Here is a 24,658-nt window from a genome sequence, read left to right on the forward strand (position 1 = left end):
ATCCATGGGGCCACCGCTGCATCGGTGATGCCTCTGCCTCAGTCCTCGAGGCGGCGAGGTCGCTGGCCTGCAAAGCGGATAGCGCCAGCGCCAGGAGCGATCCCGGCGTAGCGGGCGTCCGTTAGCCGGTCGCTCAACGGACGCTCCGCGGCTCGTCGCTCAGCCCTACTTGCTCCGCTGACGAACTGAGTGCCAGCGAAGCGACGCCGTCAGCGGTGGCGTGCGTCAATCCGGTCGATAATCACCTGCAGCTCCCTACGGAGCTGCGCCGATCTGGTGATGAAGCCTCCTCGACGTTCGTCGAAGAGCGCAAACGCTGCATCGACGTCTTCGCCGCTCCGCCAGAGGCCTTCGTTCTCGGGATCTTGTCGAGCCTCGTCCCACCACTCCCATGCGTTGATTGTCTCGACCCAATGAGCGCCCACGGTGTCGATCGACGTGGCTAGTTCACCGACCGCCTTGCGATCTTCGGCCGCTCGAAGCCGCGGGGCCAGGGCGTGCAGTCCATTCGTCTCGAACTCCGCGAAAATCGACGGAGGCTTCTCGAACTCATACGCCAACTGCGCCGAGCTCTCGGCATACTCCAGAGGCCGAAGCGCTGCGAACGCGATGTCGCGCACTTGCTCTTCGACTCGCATTCTCCGCTGCCTGCGAGACTCACGCCACGTGTAGAGGGCACTGCTCGCTGCCACGGCCAGCGCTAAAAACGCGATGCCGTTCGATAGCCAATCCACTCCGCCATCCCATCACGCGTCGCAGTAGCTGAGCCACGGCTGAATGTACGCATCTCAGCGCCGCCAAGGTGCTGGCGCAGCCTACGGCCGCGACTCCGACTTCACCGGCCGTCGCGATAGCCGGAAGACCAGCGGACTACCCGCTCAACGGCTCAGATTGTCGACGAGCCCCGTCTCAGATAGCCCGTCCGCTCCCGTTCTCGTTGACGGGACGACACACGGACACGGAAAACGCCCCGCCGGCCGAAGCCAACGGGGCGTCGCCACGAGTCAGATCAGGCTCAGAAGTCCCAGTCCTCGTCCTCCGTGCTCTCCGCCTTGCCGATCACGTACGACGAACCGGACCCCGAGAAGAAGTCGTGGTTCTCGTCCGCGTTGGGCGACAGCGCCGACAGGATCGCCGGGTTCACGTCCGTGGCCTCCTTCGGGAACATCGGCTCGTACCCGAGGTTCATCAGGGCCTTGTTCGCGTTGTAGTGCAGGAACTTCTTGACGTCCTCGGTCAGCCCGACCTGGTCGTAGAGGTCCTGCGTGTACTGCACCTCGTTCTCGTAGAGCTCGAACAGCAGGTTGAACGTGTAGTCCTTGATCTCCTGCTTGCGCTCCTCGGAAAGGCCCTCGAGGCCCTTCTGGAACTTGTACCCGATGTAGTACCCGTGGACGGCTTCGTCACGGATGATCAGGCGGATGAGGTCAGCGGTGTTGGTGAGCTTGGCGCGCGAGGACCAGTACATCGGCAGGTAGAAGCCCGAGTAGAACAGGAACGACTCGAGCAGCGTCGAGGCGACCTTGCGCTTCAGGGGGTCGTCACCGGTGTAGTAGTCGAGGACGATCTGCGCCTTCTTCTGCAGGTTCGGGTTCTCGACCGACCAGCGGAACGCGTCGTCGATCTCGGGCGTCGACGCCAGGGTCGAGAAGATCGACGAGTAGCTCTTCGCGTGCACCGACTCCATGAACGCGATGTTCGTGTAGACCGCTTCTTCGTGCGGGGTGATCGCGTCGGGGATCAGGCTGATCGCGCCGACGGTGCCCTGGATCGTGTCGAGGAGCGTCAGGCCGGTGAACACCCGCATGGTGAGCTGCTGCTCTTCCGGCGTGAGCGTGTTCCACGACTGAACGTCGTTCGACAGCGGCACCTTCTCGGGCAGCCAGAAGTTGTTGACGAGGCGGTTCCAGACCTCGACGTCCTTGTCGTCCTGGATTCGGTTCCAGTTGATCGCGCTGACCGCGCGGATCAGGGGAACGGCCTTGCCGGTTGCGTGGACCGGATCGGTGACTGTCATTGCGTGCTTCCCGGGATGTGGTGTGGAACAACGGAGCGGACTGGAGGCTCGTGGCGGGCTCGCCACGAGCCTCCAGTCCGGAAGGTGATCGCGTCAGCGATCAGAGCATGCAGGAAACGCAGCCCTCGACCTCGGTGCCCTCGAGCGCGAGCTGGCGGAGACGGATGTAGTAGATCGTCTTGATGCCCTTGCGCCATGCGTAGATCTGCGCCTTGTTTATGTCGCGCGTGGTGGCGGTGTCCTTGAAGAACAGTGTCAGGGACAGGCCCTGGTCCACGTGCTGCGTCGCCGCGGCGTAGGTGTCGATGATCTTCTCGGCACCGATCTCGTACGCGTCCTGGTAGTAGTCCAGGTTGTCGTTCGTCATGAACGGCGCCGGGTAGTAGACGCGACCGAGCTTGCCTTCCTTGCGGATCTCGATCTTCGACGCGATCGGGTGGATCGACGACGTGGAGTGGTTGATGTACGAGATCGAACCGGTCGGCGGCACGGCCTGCAGGTTCTGGTTGTAGATGCCGTGCTCCTGGATGGACGCCTTCAGCGCCTTCCAGTCGTCCTGCGTGGGGATCGCGATGCCGGCGTCAGCGAACAGCGACTCGACGCGCGAGGTCGCGGGCGCCCAGACGGCGTCGGTGTACTTGTCGAAGAACTCCCCCGACGCGTACTTCGAGTCGCGGAAGCCGTCGAAGGTCTCCCCGGTCTCGATGGCGATGTTGTTCGAGGCGCGCAGGGCGTGGAACAGCACCGTGTAGAAGTAGATGTTCGTGAAGTCGATGCCCTCTTCGGAGCCGTAGTAGACGCGCTCACGAGCGAGGTAGCCGTGCAGGTTCATCTGGCCGAGGCCGATGGCGTGCGACTTGTCGTTGCCGTCCTCGACCGAACGCACCGAGTTGATGTGCGACATCTGCGAGACCGAGGTCAGGCCGCGGATGGCGGTCTCGATGGTCTTGCCGAAGTCCGGCGAGTCCATCGTCAGCGCGATGTTCAGCGACCCGAGGTTGCAGGAGATGTCCTTGCCGATCTCCTTGTAGGACAGGTCCTCGTTGAAGGTCGTCGGGGTGTTGACCTGCAGGATCTCCGAGCACAGGTTGGACATGTTGATCCGGCCCTTGATCGGGTTCGCCTTGTTCACCGTGTCCTCGAACACGATGTACGGGTAGCCCGACTCGAACTGGATCTCCGCGATGGTCTGGAAGAAGTCGCGCGCCTTGATCTTCGTCTTCTTGATACGCGAGTCGTCGACCATCTCGCGGTACTTCTCGGAGATCGGGACGTCGCCGAAGGGCACGCCGTAGACCTTCTCGACGTCGTACGGCGAGAAGAGGTACATGTCCTCGTTGTTCTTCGCGAGCTCGAACGTGATGTCCGGCACGACGACGCCGAGGGACAGCGTCTTGATGCGGATCTTCTCGTCGGCGTTCTCGCGCTTGGTGTCGAGGAACCGCATGATGTCCGGGTGGTGCGCCGACAGGTACACGGCGCCGGCGCCCTGGCGAGCACCGAGCTGGTTGGCGTACGAGAAGGAGTCTTCCAGCAGCTTCATCACGGGGATGATGCCGGAGGACTGGTTCTCGATCTGCTTGATCGGGGCGCCGGCCTCGCGGATGTTGGAGAGCAGCAGGGCCACGCCGCCGCCGCGCTTCGAGAGCTGCAGCGAGGAGTTGATGCCGCGCGAGATCGACTCCATGTTGTCCTCGATGCGGAGGAGGAAGCAGGAGACGAGCTCGCCGCGCTGCGCCTTCGCGGTGTTGAGGAACGTCGGGGTCGCTGGCTGGAAACGGCCGGCGATGATCTCCTCGACGAGGTCGATCGCGAGCTGCTCGTTGCCCTGCGCGAGCCCGAGCGCGGTCATCACGACGCGGTCCTCGAAGCGCTCCAGGTAGCGCTTGCCGTCGAACGTCTTGAGCGTGTACGAGGTGTAGTACTTGAACGCACCGAGGAAGGTCTGGAACCGGAACTTCTTCGAGTAGGCCAGGTCGTTGAGCTTCTGGATGAAGTCCAGCGAGTACTGGTCGATCGTCGCCTGCTCGTAGTACTCGTTCTCGACCAGGTAGTCCAGCCGCTCCTTCAGGTTGTGGAAGAAGACGGTGTTCTGGTTGACGTGCTGCAGGAAGAACTGCTTGGCGGCTTCCCGGTCCTTGTCGAACTGGATGTTGCCGTCCGCGTCGTAGAGGTTGAGCATCGCGTTGAGGGAGTGGTAGTCCATCCCCGTCGTCGGCGACGTCAGATCGACGTCTGCAACTGCTGCGTCCAAAATGCATCCAATCCTGAGTTGACCGCCTGCACGTCGTCAGGCGTTCCGAAGAGTTCGAATCGATAGAGCACGGGGACGTGGCACTTCTGTGCGATGACGTCCCCCGCGAGGCCGTACGCCTCGCCGAAGTTCGTGTTGCCGCCGACGATGACTCCCCGGATCAGTGACCGGTTGCGTTCGTCGTTGAGGAACTTGATGACCTGCTTGGGGACCGCCCCGTCGCCGTTGCCGCCCCCGTAGGTGGGCAGCACGAGGACGTACGGTTCGTCCACGTGGAGGAACGGTTCGCTCGGGTAGAGCGGGATCCGGTCAGCATCGCGACCGAGCTTCTCGATGAAGCGTGCGGTGTACCCGGACACGCTCGAGAAGTAGACGAGTCGGCTCATGGTGCGCTCCTTACGACAAGGTGCGTGGCTGACGGACCGGAGGGTGTCTGCGGGTCGTGATCCGAGCCTCCTGAGCGGGCTCGGATCGACCACCCGGCGGACTAGGCCAGTTCGGCGCTGAGCGTCGCGATCTTGTCGGGGCGGAAGCCCGACCAGTGGTCGTCGTCCGTGACGACGACGGGCGCCTGCAGGTAGCCGAGGCTCTTGACGTGCTCGAGCGCTGCTTCGTCCGTCGAGACGTCGTGCACTTCGTACTGGATGCCCTTGTTGTCGAGCGCGCGGTACGTCGCGGTGCACTGGACGCAGGACGGCTTGGTGTAGACGGTGACGGCCATGATCTCCCCTGGTTCTTGCTGGTTGTTTCGTGCTGTGGAGGTGGTGCTGATGCCTGTGCGCAGACGTGTCCGGGAAGGGGCCGCTGCGATGGACTCCACACTACATCTAGTGGCCGACCACGGCACCGACCACAAGAGGAAGTGTTACAGCCGTGTAGTTCTCCACAACGCCCTCCACAGTCTGTGGATTCCCGCGAGCCCCGTGATTCCGCCAGTCTGCGGCCGACCACCGACATTTCCCCACACCCGTGGACAGCCTCGATCCACATGTGTGGAATGAGCGCATCGGCGTGTCGCCGTCGTGCCGGATCGGGGTCGCGGCCGAGGCCTCCCCCGGACGGGTGACACCCGACCCACGGACCTCCCGTCCGGTCCGTACACTCGACCCGTGAGCGCGTACGGCAACCTGCTGAAGACCCCCGGTGTCGGCCGAGTGATCGCTGCGCAGCTCACGGCGAGGTTCCCGTTCGGGATGCTCTCGCTCGCCTACCTGCTGCACGTCGAGCACGTGTTCCACTCGTACGGATCCGCTGGTCTCGTGCTCGCGACGACGAGCGTCGGGCAGGCCATCGCGGGACCGCTCACCAGCCGGTGGATGGGCAGCTGGGGCATGCGCCCGGTCCTCATCCTCACGAGTCTCGTCGCGCTCGCCAGCATGGGCGTCATCGCGTTCGTGCTGATGCCGCTGTGGGCCTACGTCGTGATCGGGTTCATCGGCGGTCTGGCCGTCCCACCCGTGCAGCCGGCCGTCCGCACCATCTACCCGAAGATGGTCACGTCGACGCAGCTGACACCCCTGTTCTCCCTCGACGCCAGTGCGCAGGAGCTCATCTGGGTCGCCGGCCCGGTCATCACCACGTTCGTCGCGACGCAGATCGGCACGGTCGAGGCGATCGTCCTCGCGATGGTGTTCCTCGTCGTCGGCGGCGTGTGGTTCATCGCCTCCCCCGAGCTCGGCCGCGTCCGCATCCCCCGCTCCAAGCGCGCGTTCGGCGTGGTGCTCAAGCGCCCGTCCGTCGTGGTCGCCACCCTGACCGGCATGCTCCTCATCGGTGCGTGCGCCGCGGTCGAGGCCGGGGTCACCAGCGCGTTCGGCGAGGGCAGCCCGAACGCCGGCATCGTCCTGGCGATCTTCGCGATCGGCTCCCTGGTCGGCGGTCTGGCGTTCGGCCACCGTCCGATCTCGCCGAACACGCTGTGGACCCGCATGCTCATCGTCTTCATCGGCCTGGGGCTCGCCACGTTCGGCACCGGGTTCTGGTGGCTGTCGTTCGCGCTCCTCATCGCCGGTGGTGGGATCGCGCCCGCACTCGCGGTGATGTTCGGCTCGGTGTCGGCGACGGTGAAGTTCTCGGACACGGCAGAGGCGTACGGCTGGATGGGGACGGGGCAGCTCATCGGCGCTGCGCTCGGTTCCGCGGTGGCCGGGTTCCTCATCGACCTGCACGGTGCGACGGGCGGCATGCTCGTCGGGGCCGCTGCGGCGTTCGTGGGCGTGCTGCTGCCGCTGTTCGCGAAGCGGTGGCTCCCCGACCTGCGTGGTCGCGACGCGAGCCCCATCCCCGACACCGAGCCGGTGAACATCCCGACGTAGGGGCGCTGTGCTGCCCCGCCCCGTCCCCGGTCCCCGGCCCCGTCCCCGGCGGTGGCGTTGGGCCATTTCACGCGTAGGAAGCGGAATGGAGCGTAGTCGGTCGGAACTTCCGACCTCCTACGCGCGATTCGGCTTCCTAATGCAGGCGTTGTGGGTCGGAACGAGCGTCCTCCACAGCGATGCGCGCCGGTCCGGTTCTCCACGGAACGGACTGGAGGCTCGGCTCGGCCCCGCCTCGACCGGCAGGATGGACGCATGGTCACCTCCATCCCCCTCCGCGACGGTCGTTCCGTCCCCGCCATCGGGTTCGGCGTGTACAAGGTCGACGACGCCGAAGCCGAGACTGCGGTCGGAACCGCACTCGACAGCGGATACCGCCACGTCGACACCGCCGAGATGTACGGCAACGAGAGAGGCGTCGGGAAGGCGATCCGGGCCTCCAGGCTGGACCGTGACGACGTCTTCGTGACCACCAAGGTGTGGAACAGCAACCAGGGGCGCGACGCGACCCTGCGGGCGTTCGACGCCAGCCTCGACCGGCTCGGGCTCGACGCGGTGGACCTGTACCTGATCCACTGGCCGGCCGCGGCGAACGACCGCTACGTCGAGACCTGGCGGACGCTGGTCGAGCTGCGGGAGTCCGGGCGGGCGCGCAGCGTCGGGGTCTCGAACTTCCAGGTGCCCCATCTGGAGCGGATCATCGCGGAGACCGGTGAGGTCCCGGCGGTGAACCAGGTCGAGCGACACCCGTGGCTGCCGCAGCGGGAGCTCATCGCCTTCCACGAGCAGCACGACATCGTGACGGAAGCGTGGTCGCCGCTCGGTCGTGGGCGACTCATGGACGAACCGGTGCTCGCGGGGATCGCGGCGACGCACGGGGTGAGCGTGGCGCAGGTGCTCGTGCGGTGGAACGTGCAGCAGTCCGTCGTGGTGCTGCCGAAGTCGGTCACGCCCTCACGCATCGCGTCGAACATCGACGTGGACGGCTTCGCACTGACGGACGACGAACTCGCGGCGATCGCCGGGCTGGAGTCGGGCGATCGGACGGGGTCGCACCCCGACTCGGTCTCCTAGCCGCGGCGGTCGTCCTCGGATTGCCACGGCAGGTGCAGGTCCTCTGGTGCCGGCTCGACGTCGCCGGCGTCGTCCGCACCGCCGGTGCCCGGAGCCGCGGTGACCTTCGAGGGGTCGATACCGTCCGCGCGCAGGTCGTCGTCGTCGCGCTGCAGATGCTGCGACGCCTCGGTCTCGCGCTCGCTCGACGGGCTGTACGCGGTGTCGTCGTTGCTCATGTCCGTGACGGTAGCCCGCGGTACCTGGCGGGCTGCTCGGCAGGGATCAGCGCTCGGGCAGCACGCCGGAAAACGCCAGGACCGCGATGACCGTCCCGAGGACGGCGAGGAAGATGCCGATGACCCGCACGAACCGCGGCGTGATCGGTCGGCCGTTCATGAACTCGTCGCCGCCGATGGACTGCGCCCAACGGTTGAACACCGCGATCGTGATGCCCCAGAGTGCGACCACCACCGCCCCGATGCCGAACCAGGTCACCGGGGTCATCGACCGCGCCGCCTGGCGAGCTGCTGCCGCAGGTTCCGGATGAACACGACCTCCAGGGTGACCGCGATCGCCGTGAGGAACACCGCGAACGCGATGTGTGCGAGGTCGTGACCTTGCGTCACGGTGATCACGGGGAGCGCCACCACCAGACCGGCGCACACGACGACGTTGAACCACGCTCCGATGACTCCTCCGGGAGTCCGACCTGAGCGTTCCATCCATGGGATCGGCATGCAGAGCACCGTACCCAGCGATGCTGGCCGTGTCGCAACGCTCCGTTACGGTTGACCTCGAACTCGCCCCACCACAGGAGGTACCCCCGTGACGATCGTCGCTGCCGCTGACGGCTCCGCCCTCGGCAACCCAGGCCCAGCCGGCTGGGCCTGGTACGTCGACGACGATCGGTGGGCCGCCGGAGGCTGGCCGAAGGCCACGAACAACATCGGTGAGCTCACCGCCGTGCTCCAGCTGCTCCGCGCCACGAAGGGCACCGACGAACCGCTGCACATCCTCTGCGACAGCCAGTACGCGATCAAGGCCTGCACCGAGTGGCTCGCCGGGTGGAAGCGGAAGGGCTGGCGGAAGGCCGACGGCAAGCCCGTGATGAACGTGGAGATCATCAAGGAGCTCGACGAGGAACTCCAGGGCCGCAAGGTCACGTTCGAGTGGGTGCGCGGCCACGTCGGTCACGAGATGAACGAGGCCGCCGACGTCCGTGCCCGTGGCGCAGCGACCGCCTACCAGAACCGCACCGAGGTCCCGCACGGGCCGGGGTGGCCCGGCGTCGAGGTCACCGAGCCGGCTCCGCTGCCCGAGGCGACCCCGCCGGCGACCCTGTTCTGATCACGACCCCGAGGAGCTCGTCTTGGCAGTCACCACGATCGATCTGGACCAACCCCTGCTCGACGACGCCAAGCAGCTGACCGGCGCTCGCTCCAACCGGGAAGTCGTCCAACGTGCACTCGAGACGCGCATCGCGGTCCGTCGTCAGCCTGCAGCAGTCGAGCGCATCATCGCCCGGGACTTCGCGGAAGACCCCACCGCGGCGGACGAACTCCGCCCCTGATGGCGACCTACTTCGTCGACAACTCCGTCTGGTGGAGAGCGGGACGCTCGAGCGTGGACGAGTTCCGGCACGAGTACCTCGCCGAGCAGGCCTGATCAGGACCCGACGACCGCCTGGACGGAAGCAGCGAGGAGCGCCAGCTTGTCGGCATCGGGGCTGCCCGCATCGGCGTGGTAGATCGCCACGGTGAGGTTCTGCGCCTCGGCGGGCACGAGCTTCTCCCGGTGCAGGTTGATCTCGCCGACGACCGGGTGGTCGAACCGCATCAGCGCACCACGGCGCCCGCCGATGTCGTGTCGTCCCCAGAGCCGCTGGAACCGCGGACTCGCGATGGACAGCTGCCCGACGAGCTCGACACACCGGGGGTCGTCGATGGAGGTGCCGACGGACTGCCGGAACGACGCGACGAGCCCCTCGGTCGCGGCCTCCCAGTCCACGAACAGCGCCCGCTCCTCCGCGTCGAGGAACACGTCGCGGAGCCGGTTCGCCCCGACGACCAGGCGCGGTGACAGTGCCGCGGCGAGCGGGTTCGCGGCCAGCACGTCGAGGTAGCGACCCTCGATGAACGCGGGCGTGCCGAGGCCGTCGACGAACGCCCGGAGGCTCCCGGGGACGGTCTCTCGAGCGGGACGGCGCCGGCGTGCGACGTGCGGCTGCGCCACGACGAGCCCCAGCAGGTACGCGGTGGTCTCCTCGTCGAGCTGCAGCACCCGCGCGATCGCCTCGAGCACCTGCACGGACGGGTTCCGGTAGCGCCCCTGCTCGAGCCGCAGGTAGTACTCGCTGCTGATCCCCGACAGCATCGCGACCTCCTCGCGACGGAGCCCGGCGACCCGGCGAACTCCGACGACCGGGATGCCGGCCTGCTCCGGGGTCACGAGCTCGCGCCTGGCGCGCAGGAACTCGCCGAGGGGGTTGGTCGCGCCGGTCATGGCTCCCACGCTAGGCCGGATGCCGTCCTCGCTGCCTGGTCGCCCCGCTACCAGGAGCGGAGCGGTCTGGAACACCCGACGGTGCCGCGCGAGGGTGGGACTCATGTCCACGACTCCCAGCACCAGCACTCGCGTCCTCGTCACCGGCGGATCTGGCTTCATCGCCGGCCACTGCATCCTGCAGCTCCTCGACGCCGGGTACGAGGTCCGCACGACGATCCGTTCGCTGTCACGTGAACCAGACATCCGGGCCGTGCTGCACGACGCGGGGATGACTGCTGACGACCGGCTGGAGTTCGTCGCTGCCGACCTGCTGTCCGACAGCGGCTGGGCAGCAGCAGTCGACGGTGTCGACACCGTCCTGCACGTGGCGTCCCCCGTGATGCCCGGTCACGTGGAGGACGAGGACGCGGTCATCCGCCCCGCTGTCGAGGGAACGACCCGCGTGCTCAGCGCCGCGCGGGCCGCCGGGGTCCGCCGCGTGGTACTGACGTCGGCGTTCCACGCGGTCAGCTGGGGTCACCCGCACACCGACCACGTGTTCACCGAGTCCGACTGGACCGTGCTCGACGGCCCCGGAGTCGACGCCTACGGCAGGAGCAAGACCCTGGCCGAGCGCGCCGCGTGGGACCTCGTCGAGGGAACCGACCTGGAACTCGTCACCATGTTGCCCGTCGCGGTGATGGGTCCGGCGATGGGCGGCACCGCGTCCGGGGCGAACCACATCCTGCAGTCGATGCTGAACGGTTCGATGCCGGCGACGCCGCGCCTGTTCATCCCGATCGTCGACGTGCGGGACGTCGCCGCCGCGCACGTCAGCGCCATCGACGTCCAGGACGCCGCCGGCAAGCGATTCCTGCTGTCGAACGGACCGGCACTCGAGCTGCACGAGATCGCGACCACGCTCCGCGAACACCTCGGCGACGACGCGGCGAAGGTCCCGACGGAGGTCCTCCCCGACGACGCCGTGCGCGCGGCGGCGGAGACCCAGCCGCAGTTCCGCGCGATGGTCCCCGATCTCGGCTACGCCAAGCGGACGTCGAACGAGCGGGCACGCACGGTGCTGGGATGGACGCCGCGGGACGCGCACGAGGCGATCGCGGACGCAGGACGCAGCCTCGTCCGACGCGCGCAGGCCGGAGAAGGACCCGCGGTCCCGGCTCAGTAGGTCCGGCTCAGTAGGTCCGGGTCAGTAGGTCCCGGGTCAGTAGGTCCCGTCGCGCCGGTCCTGACGCGTGATCTGCTCGCCGGACGCCGGGTCGACCCCGGAGCGCGTGGTGGTCGTCGTCCGACGCCCCCCGAACGCCACCGCGAGGCTGATGATCAGCAGGACGACCCCTGCGGCCATCAGGATGTAGCCGATGAGCCGGAGGTCCACCCCGGCCAGCTGGATGTTCAGCGCGAAGGCGACGATCGCGCCGATCACGATCAGGGCGATGCTGGATCCGATGCGCATGGCGCGTTCCTCTCGATGGTGGTCCACGAGACGCTACCCGGAAGCGGCACCGCCCGGTCGCTGCTGCGCACCGGGGATGGTCAGCGCCTCAGTCGACGTCGACCTCGGCCCACCCGTCGAACCGCCCGATCTCGGTGACCCGCACGACGGCCTCGCCCGCCTCGTCGGACGCGTCGAGGTCGATCGTCGCCGAGAACCCGAAGTCCTTGTCCCCGGAGGGGTCGGCGAAGATCTGTCGAGCGCGCCACGTCCGGCCCTCTTCGGACAGCACCAGGTACTGCATCGACCGCGCGTCAGCGTCCGTCCCGACGTCGTCGTGCGCCTCGTAGTACTCCTCGAGCACGGCGTCCCACGCGTCGGCGTCGAACCCGGCGGCGCCGTCGAGCGCCCCGAGCCCCTCGACGTCGTCCCGCGCGGCGAGGAGCACCCGCTGGAACAAGGCGTTGCGCACCAGGACCCGGAAGGCCCGCACGTTGCCGGTGAGCCGGGCGGGCTGCGGCGGGGCGATCTCCTCGTGCTCCGCCGCCGCGAGCGACAGATCCCCGTTGACCAGCGCCTCCCACTCGTCGACGAGCGAGGAGTCCACCTGCCGGACGAGCTCGCCGAGCCACTCGATCAGGTCGTCGAGCTCGTCGGTCCGCTGCTCGTCGGAGATCGTCTGCCGCATCGTCCGGTAGGCGTCGGAGAGGTACCGCAGCACGAGCCCCTCGGAGCGGGTGAGCTGGTAGAACCGCACGAAGTCCCCGAAGGTCATCGCCCGTTCGTACATGTCGCGGACGACAGCCTTCGGCGACAGCGTGAAGTCGAGCACCCACGGTTGCTCGGCCGCGTAGGCCTCGTACGCCGCTTCCAGCAGCTCGGACAGCGGACGCGGCCAGGTGACCTCCTCGAGGAGCTCCATGCGTTCCTCGTACTCGATGCCCTCCTGCTTCATCCGCGCCACCGCCTCGCCGCGCTCCTTGAACTGCTGCTGCGACAGGATCGCGCGCGGGTCGTCGAGGGTGGCTTCGACGATGGACACCATGTCGAGGGCGTACGTGGGCGACTCCGGGTCGAGCAGCTCGAAGGCGGCGAGCGCGAACGGCGACAGTGGCTGGTTGAGGGCGAAGTTCGCCTGCAGGTCAACCGTCAGCCGGTAGGTGCCGTCGGCCTTCTCGATCACGCCGGCGTTGATCAACGTCCTGGCGATCGTCAGCGCACGCCTGGCCATCGCGAGCTGCCTGGCACGGGGCTCGTGGTTGTCGAACACCAGCGACCGGACCTCGTCGAAGGCCGAGCCACCGCGGGCGACGACGGACAGCACCATCGCGTGGGTGATCCGCATCCTGGACACCATCGGCTCGGGCTCGGCCTGGATGAGCCGCTCGAAGGACGCCTGCCCCCACGAGACGAACCCGTCCGGGGCCTTCTTCTTCTTGACCTTGTTCTTCTTCTTCGGGTCGTCCCCGGCCTTGGCGACTGCCCGGGCGTTCTCGATGTCGTGCTCGGGCGCCTCCGCGACGACGTCGCCCTCGGTGTCGTACCCGGCCCGTCCGGCACGACCCGCGATCTGGTGGAACTCCCGCGCGGACAGCTGCCGCATCTTCGTGCCGTCGAACTTCGTCAGCCCGGTCAGCAGCACCGTGCGGATCGGCACGTTGATGCCGACGCCGAGGGTGTCAGTGCCGCAGATCACCGGCAGGAGCCCGCGCTGGGCGAGCTGCTCGACGAGCCGACGGTACTTCGGCAGCATGCCCGCGTGGTGCACCCCGATCCCGGCGCGGATCAGCCGGGAGAGCGTCTGCCCGAACCCGGCGCTGAACCGGAACCCGGCGATCGCCTCCGCGATGGCATCCCGACGCGCACGATCGGCAACGCGGACCGACATGAGCGCCTGCGCACGCTCGAGCGCCGCTGCCTGCGCGAAGTGCACGATGTACACCGGTGCCTTGCCCTCCTCGAGCAGGCGTTCGACGGTCTCCTGCACCGGCGTCACCACGTACTCGTACGACAGTGGCACCGGACGGGACACCCCGGTCACACGAGCGGTCGGCCGCCCGGTGCGCCGCGAGAGGTCGTCCGCGATGGTCGTCACGTCGCCGAGGGTCGCCGACATCAGCAGGAACTGCGCCCGCTCGAGCACCAGGAGCGGCACCTGCCAGGCCCAGCCGCGGTCGGCGTCGCCGTAGAAGTGGAACTCGTCCATCACCACGACGTCGACGTCGGCGTCCGGCCCCTGTCGCAAGGCGAGGTTCGCGAGGATCTCGGCCGTGCAGCACACGATCGGGGCGTCGGCGTTGACGCTGGAGTCGCCGGTGACCATGCCGACGTTCTGGGCACCGAACAGGTCCACGAGCTGGAAGAACTTCTCGGACACCAGCGCCTTGATCGGCGCGGTGTAGTAGCTCCGCTTGCCCTCGGCGAGCGCCGCGAAGTGCGCACCGGCGGCCACGAGGGACTTCCCGGTGCCGGTCGGGGTGCTGAGGATCACGTTCGCGCCGGACACGAGTTCGATGACGGCCTCGTCCTGCGCCGGGTACAGCGGGCGGCCGCCGCTGGCGGCCCAGTCCGCGAAGGCCTCGTAGACGGCGTCGGGGTCGACGGCGCCGCCGACGGCCGCAGGGATCGCGGCGACGAGCGGGGCGTGGACGGTGACGTCGGTCATGTCCCCATCCTCCCAGCATGGTGGCGTGGCGACGGTCGGGAGGTCCGGCTCGATACGCGCGCATAGACTCACGTCGTGCGCGAACTCGGCTTCCTCTCCTTCGTCCCGAACCACGGTGGTCCGGCCGGTGCTGCCGCCGCCCTCGAGGACGGCCTGCGGCTCTTCGAGACCGCCGAACGCCTGGGGTACGGCACGGGGTGGGTGCGCGGACGGCACTTCGAGCCCTTCCTCACGAGCCCGATGACCTTCTTCGCCGCGGCCGCGCAGCGGACCAGCACGATCGGCTTCGGCACGGCGGTGCTCGGGATGCGCTACGAGGACCCGGTGCGTCTCGCCGAGGACGCCAGCACCGTCGACCTGCTCAGCGGCGGCCGCGTGCAGCTCGGGATCAGCACGGGGATCGCCGGGTACGGCCCGATCCTCGACCCGGTGTTCGGCGCGACCGAGCGGAGCTTCCGCGACGAGGCAGAAGCCCGCGCGGCTCGGCTGCTCGAGGTCCTCGACGGGGAGCCCCTCGGCACCTCGGGCAAGGGGTACGAGAGCATCCCTGCTGACACGGACCTGACGCTGCAGCCAATCAGCCCGGAACTGCGGAGCCGTGTGTGGTGGGGCGGCGGCAGCATGGGCACCGCGGTCCGGACGGCCGAGAAGGGCCTGCTGCTGCACTGCTCGACCCTGAACACCGAGGACACCGGCGAGCCCTTCGCCGTCGCGCAGGCCGCGCAGATCGCGGCGTACCGGGAGCGCTTCGCCGAGCTGCACCCCGATCGCACGCCGAAGGTCGCCGTCGGCCGCATCGTCGTCCCGCTCCTCGACGACCACGACTGTGCCGTGCACGAGGAGTTCCTCACCGGCTACGCGTCGGGGATGGACGACGATGGACGGCCGCTGTCCGGCAACCCGCCGTTCCGGTTCAGCAAGGTGCTGTCCGGCGAGCCGGCGGCGATCGTCGAGGCCCTGCGCGCCGACCCCGCCGTGGCCGCGACCGACGAACTCGTGATCACCCTGCCGGCGAACGGCGACGCCGCGTCGCACGAGCGGATCCTGACGGTCATCGCCGAACAGATCGCCCCGCACCTGGGCTGAACCCACGAGCCGACGGACCACAGGACGGATCTCAGGCATCCGGCGGAGCCCAGCACGAGTTGGTGAGTCTCGGGGCTCCCGCCGGATGACCATCTCGTCCCTGATCCGTACGGGATGGTGCACTCATCGTTCCACCATCCGCGTTGTTTGTCACAACCCGGACGCCCCGATTCAGCGAATCGTGATGATTCGTCACGACATATTCCGCATACGGAAAAACCTCCGCGTGGAAGAAGAGATGCGCCCCCGCAGAAGCGGGGGCGCACCATGACGCACCGGGACCGCCGGGGCTCCATCGGCCGGATCAGGAGGCCGTGTCGCTCACGCGGCGATCCCATGTCGGTGCGCGCGTCGACGGTAACCAGCCGCCTGACGCTCTTTCCATGCTACTGAACACACCTGACCGGTGCGCGGAAACCGGATGCGACCGGGCTCACTCCAGTTCGAGGGTCACCGTTCCCGCCGCATCTGCGACCGACGCGCCGACGTGCAGGGTGAAGGTGCCCAGCTCGTACGCCCACGCGCCGTCCCAGTGCGCGAACGCCCTCGCCGGCACCTCGATCGAGACCTCGGTCGACTCCCCCGCGCCGAGGCGCACGGGGGCGAACCCCACGAGCCAGCGGACGGGACGGTCGATCGCGGACGTCTCCCGCGAGGCGTAGACCTGCACGACGTGCTTGCCGGCACGCGATCCGGTGTTCGCGACGGTCGCGGTCACGATCACCGCGTCCCCCTCGCGCACGGTCGGCGTCGCGGTGACGCCGTCGATCGTCCAGGTCGTGTACCCCAGACCGTGGCCGAACGGGTACGCGGGCTGTACCCCGGCGCGAAGCCAGGCCCGGTACCCGATGTGCACGCCCTCGTCGTAGCGGACGACACCGTCGACCGGCGTGACGTCGAGCACGGGGACGTCCGACATGGCGACCGGCCACGTCGTGGGGAGGCGCCCGCCCGGCTCCGACGCGCCGGTGAGCACGTCGGCGACCGCGTTGCCGTACTCCTGCCCGCCGAACCAGGTGAGGAGGACCGCGGCGACGTCGTTCCGCCACGGCATCTCGACCGGGGAGCCGGCGTTGACGAGCACGATCGTGTTCGGGTTCACGGCGGCGACGGCGGCGACGAGTTCGTCCTGGTGCCCGGGGAGCGACAGGGACGAGCGGTCGTAGCCCTCGGACTCGACCTTGGAATTCGTCCCCACCACGACCACGGCGACGTCGGCGCCACGAGCGGCATCGACGGCGGAGGCGATGAGCACCGACGGGTCCTCGTCGGAGGGCTCGGTGCCGAACTGGTACGCGAGCACCCCGCCCAGCGTCTCGTCCTGGATGACGTCGTACTCGATGCGGATCGCGACCTGCTGGCCGGCCGTCACCGAGACGGGCACGGAGCGTGCCGGCGGGTTGAGGAACGCCGCGCCGAGCTGGTCGCCCTCGAACGGCACGTCCTCGTCCAGGACGAGCGACCCGTCGATCCACATGCGCGATCGACCAGCAGCGCCGATGCCGATCCGGACGGTGCCGGTCGTCGGTGCCGTGTAGGTCGTGGTGATGTCGAGGCGGTCGGCCTCGCGCGTGGGGGCGTCGCCGCCGAACCAGAAGAGCGCCGTCGCGCGGCGGTCCTCCACGTACAGCTCGGATCCGTCGCGCACGAACGCCACGCGCGCGCCTGGCTGCCCGGTGGCCGGGTTCGTGATCGTGGACAGCGGGAACTCCGCGATGCCCTCCTGCACGACGGCGCCGATCGCGTAGTCGACGGTCGCGGACGGGAACGCCGCGCGGATGCCGTCGAGCGGCGAGACGACCTGCGACGGCACGACCGTGGCCGAGCCGCCACCCTGCGTGCGGGCCTGGTCGGCGTTGTGGCCGATGACGGCGATCCGGGCGAGCGCGGGCGCATCGAGCGGCAGGATCCCGGAGTTCCGGACGAGGACGGTCCCCTCGGCCTCGGCCTCGCGGACGAACGCGATGCCGTCCTCGACGTTCACTGGCTCCGCCGCGACGGCATCGAACCCGGACAGCGCTCCGACCCGGGCGGCCAGGGTCAGGATGCGACGGACCTTGCGGTCGATCGCCGCGATCGGGACCTCGCCGGACTCGACGGCGGCCAGCAGCGGCCCATCGCTCCACCACTGGTTCGGTCCGGGCATCGCGACGTCCTGCGACGCCTTCGCCGAGTCGACCGAGCGGACGCCGGTCCAGTCGGACACGACGATGCCGTCGAAGCCCCACTCGGAGTTCAGCGGCGTCTCGAGCAGCTCGTTCTCGGACGCGGTGACGCCGTTGATCGAGTTGTAGGAGGACATGATCGCCCAGGCGTGCGCCTCGGTGACGGCCTTCTCGAACGCGAGCAGGTAGAGCTCGCGGAGCGCACGGTCGGACACCTCGGTCGACGCGGTGAAGCGGTCGGTCTCGTAGTCGTTCGCGATGTAGTGCTTCGGGGTCGCGGCGACGCCGTTCTCCTGCACCCCGTCGACGTACGATGCGGCGAGGTCGCCGGTGAGCACCGGGTCCTCGCTGAACGCCTCGAAGTGTCGACCGCCGAGGGGCGAGCGGTGCAGGTTGATGGTCGGGCCGAGGACGACGTCGACGCCCTTGCGGCGGGCCTCGACTGCCGCGGCGGCGCCGTAGCGCTTCGCGATCGCACGGTCCCACGAGGCGCTCAGGGCGGTGGCGGACGGCAGGTTCAGCGACGGGTCGCGCTCGTCCCACACCTCGCCGCGGACCCCGGACGGACCGTCCGACATCAGGATGCGCCGCAGCCCGATCTTCTCGATCGGCCAGGTCGTCCAGAAGTCTCGTCCGGTGAGCAGCTGCACTTTCTCCTCGGTGGTCAGCTGGTCGACGAGCGCGCCGATGCGCTCGTCCAGCGGGGCCGCACCGGAGGCTGTGCTCACGTCGTTCACGGTGGTCACGATGGTCGTTCCTTTCGTTCAGAGCCAGGAGGAGTCGGTCAGCGGACGCCGCGGATGCGCGAGACCGAGGCGATCCCGAGTAGTCCGACGACCGCGCCGGTGATGAAGAAGCCGCTGTACCCGCCGGTCAGGGCGATCACGCCCGGGGCCGCCGCCGGCACGATCGACTGGGGCAGGGCCTGCGCGATGTTCACGACGCCGAGGTCCTTCGCATTGTCCTCGTCGGACGGCAGCACGTCCGTGATCAGCGCGAGGTCGACGGCGTAGAAGACGCCCATTCCGGCACCCATCACGAACTCGCCGACCAGCACCGTGCCGAGCGACGGCGCGGTCGCGATGAGCACGAGTCCGACGACGCCGACGATCCCGGCGACCGCCACGAAGAGCTTGCGGCGCCCGAGCCTGTCGGACAACCACCCGGCGATGAGCGAGGTGAGGACGATGCCGACGACGTTCCAGAGCGTGCCCTGGAAGACGGCGTTCGCGACGTGGGCGGGCTCGACCCCGATGTCGTCGCGGAGGAAGTAGGTGAGGTAGCTCACGGCGGTGTACTGCGCGGCGACCATCATGAACCGGGTGAGCCAGGCCCAGCCGAGGTCGGGGTGCTTCACGGGGTTGAACACGAACGACCCGAAGAGCTGCCCGATGCCGAGGCGCGTCGACGGCCGCTCGGTGAGCACGCGGTCGCGGAAGAGCAGCGCGTAGAGGACGACCACGGCCGACCCGATGGCCCCGGGGACGATCATCTGCGTCGCCGACGTCGAGAAGAGCTGCACGAGGAACGTGCCACCGACCAGCGCGAGGTTCTGCGAGAGGCCGAGCAGCGCCGCGACCCGTCCGCGCTGGGACCGCGTGACGTGGTCCGGCATGACGGCGGTCAGCGCCGCGATCGTGGCGTTGTACGCGATCTGCGTGACGCCCCAGGCGAGCACCAGGACCACGGTGGAGGACGTCGTCGCGACGACCACGAGGCCTGCGAACCCGACCACGGTGCCACCGATGATCCACGGACGACGCATGCCGAGCCTCCCGGCCGTGCGGTCGCTGAAGCGACCGGCCAGGGGGTTGGCGACCATCGCCGCGAACGCGCCGACGCCGAGCGCCAGGCCGAGCACGCCCGCCTGGTCGTCCGGCGCGATCTCCGCGACCTTCAGCGCCATCGCCACCAGCACGGGCGGGAGGAGGGCGATGTACAGGCCGAGCATCGCGATCGGCATGCCGAGCGTGTACATGAGCGAGCTGCCTCGACCGCGCGTGGGTGCGACTGCGGTCGGGGTGTCGGAAACGGTCAGGGCATCGTTCGCCACTGCAACCTCCATCGGGTGCGCCGCCGGCGTCGGCGACTCGCACGCCTTCGTCGGCGGCTCGTGCCACCGTACCACCAAAACCTATTGACGCTAGGTTTTCCGAGATCGTCCGGGAGCGGTACAGTCTCGCCATGACACGACGGGGTTCGTACGCGAAGGGCATCGCGAAGCGCGAGGAGATCCTCACCGTCGCCCTGGACCTCGTCGCTCAGCAGGGGTTCCGGCGCACGAGCATCAAGGACATCGCCGACGCGGTCGGGCTGACGCAGGCCGGGCTGCTGCACTACTTCGACTCGAAGGACGAGCTCTGGGTCGAGATCCTCCGGCGCCGCGACGACATCGACAACGCGGCGGACTGGCACGCGAACGACCCCGGTGAGCTCCTCGCCGCGATCGTCCGGCACAACGCGGAGGTCCCTGGGCTCGTCCAGATGTTCGTGAACCTCTCCGCCGCGGCTGCGACCGACCCGGACCACCCGGCGCACGAGTACTTCCGGCAGCGCTACGAGAACTCCCGACGCACGATGGCCGCGGACTTCCGGGCGATGCAGCAGGACGGCCGGCTCCGCGCCGACGTCGACGCCGAGGAGCTGACGAGCGTGCTGCTCGCGGTGTCCGACGGTATGCAGATCCAGTGGCTGTTCGACCCCGCGCGCGACATGGCCGCACACGTCGAGCTCGTCGTGCGCCTGGCGGTGGCCCAGGCGGTCCCCTCCGTCTGACACGCGCTGCGCGGACAGGTACCGCTGGTGCCTGGTTGCGGCGGTCCCGGCAGTGCAGGATGGACACCGACAGCACGACTCGACGATGAGCGGAGGCGCGATGACGCGCGTAGTGGTGACCGGCGGCAGCGGCAAGCTCGGACGAGCGGTGGTGCGTGACCTCGACGAACACGGGTACGACGTGGTCCTCCTCGACCGCGTCCCGTCTCCTGACAAGCCCGAGCGCGTGCAGTTCGTGCGGATCGACCTCACCGACTACGGGCAGGTGGTGAACGCCCTGCTCGGCATCGACGACCGGTACGACCACGTCGACGCCGTCGTGCACCTCGCGGCGGTGCCGGCTCCCGGGCAGGTCCCCGACGTCGCGCTCATCACGAACAACGTGACCGCGTCCATCAACGTCTTCCACGCCGCCCGTGCCGCGAAGATCACGAACGTGGTGTGGGCGTCGAGCGAGACCCTGCTCGGCATCCCGATGGGCGAGCACCACCCGCCCTACCTGCCCGTGGACGAGGAGTTCCCGGTGCGCCCGCAGTCCTCGTACTCGCTCGGCAAGGCCGTGGAAGAGGAGATGGCGCGGCACTTCACCCGCTGGGACCCGACGTTGAAGATGATCGGCCTGCGGTTCTCGAACGTCATGGACGAGACCGACTACCCGTCGTACCCGTGGGACGCCACCCCCGAGGCGAAGACGTTCAACCTGTGGTCCTACATCGACTCCCGCGACGGCGCCCAGGCCGTGCGCAAGGCGCTCGAAGCGGACCTGACCGGCTTCGAGGCGTTCGTCATCGCGAGCCCCGACACCGTGATGGACACCCCGACCATCGAGCTCGTCGAACGGTACGTGCCGGACATCGAGCGTCGTGCGGACATCGACGGGGTCAGCTCGCTGCTGTCGTCGGAGAAGGCCCGCGAGCTCCTCGGCTACGACCCACAGCACAGCTGGCGCGACCACCGGTCCTGAGCAGCACCGGCACGGTGGGCTGCATCACACCGGGCTGCGTCAGGCCGGGGTGAGCAGCCCGTCGAGCACCAGGTCACGGGCGGTCGGCAGCAGGTCGGCGGCGAGCACCTGCTCGTCGACGCCCGTGATCTGCGCGAGCGCACCGATGATCGCCGCGACCGAGAGTTCCCCGTCGCACGCGCCCACGAACGCGGCGAGCGCGGTGTCCGCGTCGACCCGCCGGCCGAACCCGCCGCCCTGCACGAGCGTCATGACCGTGGGGTCGTCGTTGCCCGGCCAGTAGTACCGCTCCTCGGTGACGTCGCCGGCGACCGTCAGGTGCGCGGCCGCGAGTGCGACGTCGTCGTGCGCTGCCAGCCAAGCGGCCGCGTCGAGGACGCGGGCCACCGTCGCGCCGAGCCCCGCTGGGTTGGAGCCGAGCGTCTCGGGGACGCGCTCGAAGCGCCGGAGCTCCACGGAGCCTCCCGTCTGTGCCCTGCGGACCACGACGTAGCCGAAGCCGACGCCGGTGACCCTGCGCTCCCGGAAGTCGTCGAGCCACGCGCCGACCAGCTGGTCGAACGCGGCCGTGCCCGGCTTCGTCCCGCCGTCGCGGATCCAGGTCTCGGCGTAGGCGTTCGGGTCCTGCCGCTCGCGCTCGATCACCCATGCGTCGAGGTCGGTCCCCTCGAACCAGGCGCGGACGCGGTCGAGCCCGTCGACGCCCCAGTGGTACTCCCAGTTGCCGAGGAGCTGCGCGGTCCCGCCGGGTTCGAGGTGCTCGGCCAGGCCACGGAGGACCGTCTCGACGAGGGCGTCGCCGACCATCCCGCCGTCGCGGTACTCGTAGGACGGGACGCCTTCGGTGCGTGGGGTGATGACGAACGGCGGGTTCGACACGATGCGATCGAAGCGCTCTCCGACGACGGGCTCGAACAGCGACCCGAAGCGGAAGTCGATGCCGTCGATGCCGTTCAGCTGCGCGTTGAACCGTGCGATGTCCAGGGCGCGGCGGGAGATGTCGGTGGCGACGACCTCGTCGGCGAAGCGCCTGGCGTGCATGGCCTGGATGCCGCAGCCGGTCCCGAGGTCGAGCACGCGGTGGACGGGCACGGGCACCTGCAGGCCGCTCAGCGTGGTGGTGGCGCCACCGATGCCGAGCACGTGTTCCTCGTCGAGCGCGCTGCCGAGGGCGAGTTCCCCGAGGTCGGAGACGATCCACCAGCTGCCGGCGCCGGCGTCGTCGACGAACGCGTACGGGCGGAGGTCCACCGTCGGGTGCGCGCGGTCGTCGTCGACACGGAGCAAGCCGGCGGACACGACCGCGTCGAGCCCGGCCGTCGGGAACGCCTGCTCGGCGTCGGTGCGCGGCACGGGGAGCCCGAGGACGAAGAGCATTGCGAGCGTCGTCAGCGGCGTCGTCGGACGGGCGTCGAGCGCACGGACGGCGGCAACGCGGTTCCCACGGTGCAGCGCGGCCGCGGCGTCGACCCCCCAGAGCGCGTCGACGCCCTCGACGGAGAACCCGGCGGCGTCGAGGTCCGCGGCGAGCGCCGTGGTGACGGCCGGGTCGGCGACGATGGTGGGCAGCGTGTGGGTGCCAGCGGTCACGCGGGGACCTCGTCGCGCATCAGGCTGGCGGGCACCGTCCAGTCGAGCACGAGGTCGAGGAGGCCGGGGAACCGCTGCTGGACGTCCTCGACGCGAGCACGGCTGCTGCGGGTGAGTCCTTCCTGGTGCTGCTCGAGCAGGCCGGCCTCGCGCAGGACACGGAAGTGGTGCGTCAGCGTCGACTTCGGCCGGTCGATGCCGACCCAGCCGCAGCTGCGGATCCCGCCGGCAGCGTCGACGAGGTACCGGTGCAGGATCGCCAGGCGGATCGGGTCCGACAGGGCGTCCATCACGACGGGGAGGTCCATCTCGGCCACCGTCGGCTGCGGGAGCCGTTCGGGGGCAACGGTGCGCTCGGGCATGGACGGGACGCTACCACCGTTCACCTCCCAGTACGACTTGCGTCGTACAGCGGAGTGCGGTACGACTTTCCTCGTACTGTTCGTCATCGAAGGGGCACCCATGCAGTCAGCTCGCTCGGTCGCCGGGTTCTGGATCCTCGCGGCCATGCTGCTCGTCTCGGTCGCGTCGTCCGCCGTGCCGTCGCCGATCTACCCCGTGTACGCGGCGGAGTGGCACCTGACGCCGCTCATGCTCACCGGGGTGTTCGCGATCTACGTCGCGGGGCTCCTCACCAGCCTGCTCGTCGCCGGCCGCCTGTCCGACCACGTGGGGCGGAAGCCGGTGCTCGTCGTCGGTGGGCTCGGCGTTGCGCTCTCGCTCGGGCTCTTCTCGGTCGCGGACGGCCTCGGCGCGCTGATCGTCGACCGCATCGTGCAGGGCGTGTCCGTCGGACTGCTCATCGGTGCCCTCGGTGCTGCGCTGATCGACAACTCGCTCGAGGCGCACCCGTCCCTCGCCGGCGTCCTGAACGGTGTGATCCCACCGATCGCCCTCGCCACCGGAGCTCTGTCGAGCGGTGCACTCGTCGAGTGGGGTCCGGCGCCGGAACAGCTCGTGTACGTGCTCTTCGGGGTGCTGCTCGTCCTCATGGTGATCGCGCTCGTGGTCGTCCCGGAGCGGGTCACCCGCCGTCCGGGAGCCCTCCGCTCCCTCCGTCCGACGATCTCCGTGCCCCGGTCCTCGCGTCGACTGTTCCGCGGCGTCGCCGGCTCGCTCATCGCCAGCTGGGCGCTCGGCGGGATGTTCCTGTCGCTCGTGCCGTCGGCGCTCGGGGCGGTGTTCGGGATCACGAACCACTTCGCGGCCGGAGCACTCATCGCCGTCGTCACCGGCGTCGGAGCGCTCACCGGGTTGGCGATCCAGCGGCTCGACGCCCGCATCGGCGTGCTCATCGGGCTCGTCGCACTGATCCTCGGGCCGGTCGTCACCGTCGCGTTCGTCTTCGCACACTCCCTGCCGGGGCTCGTCGTCGGCAGCGCGATCGCCGGGGTCGGCTTCGGCGCCGGCTTCCAGGCGCCGCTCCGGATGCTGCTCGCCACCGCCGCGCCCACGCACCGCGCGGGACTCCTCTCGACGATCTACGTCGTGAGCTACCTGGCCTTCGGTGTCCCCGCCGTCATCGGCGGCCTGCTCGAGCCGACCGTCGGACTCGTGCCCGTCATCGCCGGGTACGGCGCGTTCATCGTGCTCGCCGCGGCGATCGCCCTCGTGCTGCAGCTCGTGTCGCGCGACGCCGTCGAGGTCGAGGAGCAGGCGTCCGAGCGCATCGCGACGGGCTCGGTCCGCGTGCAGGCGTGCCCGGCCCCCGCCGCGGACTGAGCCGCGCTGCCGCTGCCGCTGCCGCTTCCGCTGCGCACGGCGGCGGTGGTGGTGGCGGCGGTGGCGGCGGCGGGTCGATTCGCGCGTAGGAGGTCGAATCGCGCGTAGGTGG

The 24,658-nt window shown here is 69.1% G+C and carries 24 protein-coding genes; 9 read left to right on the top strand and 15 right to left on the bottom strand.

The genetic code is table 11. The features are described 5' to 3' along the window. Positions 1-209: 209 nt before the first annotated feature. The 5 genes from QK288_RS18355 to nrdH all read right to left on the bottom strand — a co-directional run bounded on the left by QK288_RS18355 (position 210) and on the right by nrdH (position 4,992). Entirely contained in the window at positions 210-620 is a 411-nt protein-coding gene (locus QK288_RS18355; RefSeq protein WP_281265709.1) for a hypothetical protein, read from the bottom strand. 395 nt (positions 621-1,015) lie between these two features. Continuing rightward, positions 1,016-2,017 (bottom strand): class 1b ribonucleoside-diphosphate reductase subunit beta, encoded by a 1,002-nt coding sequence (nrdF, locus tag QK288_RS18360; protein WP_281265710.1) that lies wholly within the window; start codon positions 2,015-2,017, stop codon positions 1,016-1,018. 100 nt (positions 2,018-2,117) lie between these two features. Beyond that, positions 2,118-4,223, bottom strand: coding sequence for a class 1b ribonucleoside-diphosphate reductase subunit alpha (nrdE, locus tag QK288_RS18365; protein WP_281265711.1), 2,106 nt, complete (start codon positions 4,221-4,223; stop codon positions 2,118-2,120). A 17-nt stretch (positions 4,224-4,240) separates the two neighbouring features. Continuing rightward, positions 4,241-4,657, bottom strand: coding sequence for a class Ib ribonucleoside-diphosphate reductase assembly flavoprotein NrdI (gene nrdI, locus QK288_RS18370; RefSeq protein WP_281265712.1), 417 nt, complete (start codon positions 4,655-4,657; stop codon positions 4,241-4,243). A gap of 101 nt (positions 4,658-4,758) precedes the next feature. Continuing rightward, positions 4,759-4,992: a glutaredoxin-like protein NrdH gene (gene nrdH / locus QK288_RS18375; protein WP_022904483.1), complete on the bottom strand. Its 234-nt coding sequence runs from the start codon at positions 4,990-4,992 to the stop codon at positions 4,759-4,761. Between the two features lie 388 nt (positions 4,993-5,380). Here nrdH and QK288_RS18380 point away from each other — a divergent pair, with 388 nt between their 5' ends. After that, complete coding sequence (locus QK288_RS18380) at positions 5,381-6,586, top strand: MFS transporter (protein ID WP_281265713.1); 1,206 nt, start codon at positions 5,381-5,383, stop codon at positions 6,584-6,586. Positions 6,587-6,841: 255 nt separating this feature from the next. Further along, positions 6,842-7,660 carry an aldo/keto reductase gene (locus QK288_RS18385; protein WP_281265714.1) on the top strand — a complete coding sequence of 273 codons (819 nt, stop codon included), beginning with the start codon at positions 6,842-6,844 and terminating at the stop codon, positions 7,658-7,660. Here QK288_RS18385 and QK288_RS18390 read toward each other — a convergent pair. The 3 genes from QK288_RS18390 to QK288_RS18400 are packed head-to-tail and all read right to left on the bottom strand — an operon-like array spanning position 7,657 to position 8,379. Further along, the gene (locus QK288_RS18390; RefSeq protein ID WP_281265715.1) at positions 7,657-7,878 is read right to left on the bottom strand and encodes a hypothetical protein; all 222 of its coding nucleotides are present in this window, start codon (positions 7,876-7,878) and stop codon (positions 7,657-7,659) included. The two genes, QK288_RS18385 and QK288_RS18390, sit on opposite strands and share 4 nt — an antisense overlap. A 46-nt stretch (positions 7,879-7,924) precedes the next feature. Further along, entirely contained in the window at positions 7,925-8,146 is a 222-nt protein-coding gene (locus tag QK288_RS18395) for a hypothetical protein (protein WP_281265716.1), read from the bottom strand. Further along, positions 8,143-8,379, bottom strand: coding sequence for a hypothetical protein (locus QK288_RS18400; protein WP_281265717.1), 237 nt, complete (start codon positions 8,377-8,379; stop codon positions 8,143-8,145). Before QK288_RS18400 ends, QK288_RS18395 begins: the two co-directional genes overlap by 4 nt. A gap of 88 nt (positions 8,380-8,467) precedes the next feature. Between QK288_RS18400 and QK288_RS18405 the strand changes: the two genes are divergently transcribed. Continuing rightward, positions 8,468-8,989, top strand: a complete 522-nt coding sequence (locus tag QK288_RS18405; RefSeq protein ID WP_281265718.1) for a ribonuclease H — start codon at positions 8,468-8,470, stop codon at positions 8,987-8,989. Positions 8,990-9,011: 22 nt separating this feature from the next. After that, positions 9,012-9,212 carry a type II toxin-antitoxin system VapB family antitoxin gene (locus tag QK288_RS18410; protein ID WP_281265719.1) on the top strand — a complete coding sequence of 67 codons (201 nt, stop codon included), beginning with the start codon at positions 9,012-9,014 and terminating at the stop codon, positions 9,210-9,212. Positions 9,213-9,307: 95 nt separating this feature from the next. On the opposite strand, the gene QK288_RS18415 is transcribed toward QK288_RS18410, so the two are convergent. Then, a complete protein-coding gene (locus tag QK288_RS18415; RefSeq protein ID WP_281265720.1) occupies positions 9,308-10,144 on the bottom strand; it encodes a helix-turn-helix transcriptional regulator in 837 nt (278 codons plus the stop codon). Positions 10,145-10,247: 103 nt separating this feature from the next. On the opposite strand from QK288_RS18415, the gene QK288_RS18420 reads away from it, so the two are divergent. Next, on the top strand, positions 10,248-11,312 hold the full coding sequence (locus QK288_RS18420; protein WP_281265721.1) for an aldehyde reductase: 1,065 nt from the start codon (positions 10,248-10,250) through the stop codon (positions 11,310-11,312). A 36-nt stretch (positions 11,313-11,348) separates the two neighbouring features. On the opposite strand, the gene QK288_RS18425 is transcribed toward QK288_RS18420, so the two are convergent. Continuing rightward, a complete protein-coding gene (locus QK288_RS18425; protein WP_071291234.1) occupies positions 11,349-11,600 on the bottom strand; it encodes a DUF6458 family protein in 252 nt (83 codons plus the stop codon). 88 nt (positions 11,601-11,688) lie between these two features. Then, on the bottom strand, positions 11,689-14,244 hold the full coding sequence (locus tag QK288_RS18430; protein ID WP_281265722.1) for a DEAD/DEAH box helicase: 2,556 nt from the start codon (positions 14,242-14,244) through the stop codon (positions 11,689-11,691). A gap of 75 nt (positions 14,245-14,319) precedes the next feature. Here QK288_RS18430 and QK288_RS18435 point away from each other — a divergent pair, with 75 nt between their 5' ends. Then, the gene (locus QK288_RS18435) at positions 14,320-15,330 is read left to right on the top strand and encodes an LLM class flavin-dependent oxidoreductase (protein WP_281265723.1); all 1,011 of its coding nucleotides are present in this window, start codon (positions 14,320-14,322) and stop codon (positions 15,328-15,330) included. Between the two features lie 433 nt (positions 15,331-15,763). Here QK288_RS18435 and QK288_RS18440 read toward each other — a convergent pair whose 3' ends face one another. Both QK288_RS18440 and QK288_RS18445 read right to left on the bottom strand, forming a co-directional pair. Then, a complete protein-coding gene (locus QK288_RS18440; protein WP_281265724.1) occupies positions 15,764-18,241 on the bottom strand; it encodes a glycoside hydrolase family 3 C-terminal domain-containing protein in 2,478 nt (825 codons plus the stop codon). Between the two features lie 38 nt (positions 18,242-18,279). Then, positions 18,280-19,548, bottom strand: coding sequence for an MFS transporter (locus tag QK288_RS18445; protein ID WP_281265725.1), 1,269 nt, complete (start codon positions 19,546-19,548; stop codon positions 18,280-18,282). A 131-nt stretch (positions 19,549-19,679) separates the two neighbouring features. Here QK288_RS18445 and QK288_RS18450 point away from each other — a divergent pair, with 131 nt between their 5' ends. Further along, positions 19,680-20,270 carry a TetR/AcrR family transcriptional regulator gene (locus tag QK288_RS18450; protein WP_281265726.1) on the top strand — a complete coding sequence of 197 codons (591 nt, stop codon included), beginning with the start codon at positions 19,680-19,682 and terminating at the stop codon, positions 20,268-20,270. 100 nt (positions 20,271-20,370) lie between these two features. Next, complete coding sequence (locus QK288_RS18455; protein WP_281265727.1) at positions 20,371-21,234, top strand: NAD(P)-dependent oxidoreductase; 864 nt, start codon at positions 20,371-20,373, stop codon at positions 21,232-21,234. Between the two features lie 39 nt (positions 21,235-21,273). On the opposite strand, the gene QK288_RS18460 is transcribed toward QK288_RS18455, so the two are convergent. Together QK288_RS18460 and QK288_RS18465 are read right to left on the bottom strand one after the other, a co-directional pair. Beyond that, positions 21,274-22,824: a methyltransferase gene (locus QK288_RS18460; RefSeq protein ID WP_281265728.1), complete on the bottom strand. Its 1,551-nt coding sequence runs from the start codon at positions 22,822-22,824 to the stop codon at positions 21,274-21,276. Then, positions 22,821-23,186 (bottom strand): helix-turn-helix domain-containing protein, encoded by a 366-nt coding sequence (locus tag QK288_RS18465; RefSeq protein ID WP_281265729.1) that lies wholly within the window; start codon positions 23,184-23,186, stop codon positions 22,821-22,823. Before QK288_RS18465 ends, QK288_RS18460 begins: the two co-directional genes overlap by 4 nt. A gap of 100 nt (positions 23,187-23,286) precedes the next feature. Here QK288_RS18465 and QK288_RS18470 point away from each other — a divergent pair, with 100 nt between their 5' ends. After that, positions 23,287-24,546, top strand: coding sequence for an MFS transporter (locus tag QK288_RS18470; RefSeq protein ID WP_281265730.1), 1,260 nt, complete (start codon positions 23,287-23,289; stop codon positions 24,544-24,546). The last annotated feature ends 112 nt before the right edge of the window (positions 24,547-24,658 follow it).

The sequence above is a fragment of the Curtobacterium sp. 9128 genome, assembly GCF_900086645.1.
In the GTDB taxonomy this organism is placed as follows: Bacteria; Actinomycetota; Actinomycetes; order Actinomycetales; family Microbacteriaceae; genus Curtobacterium.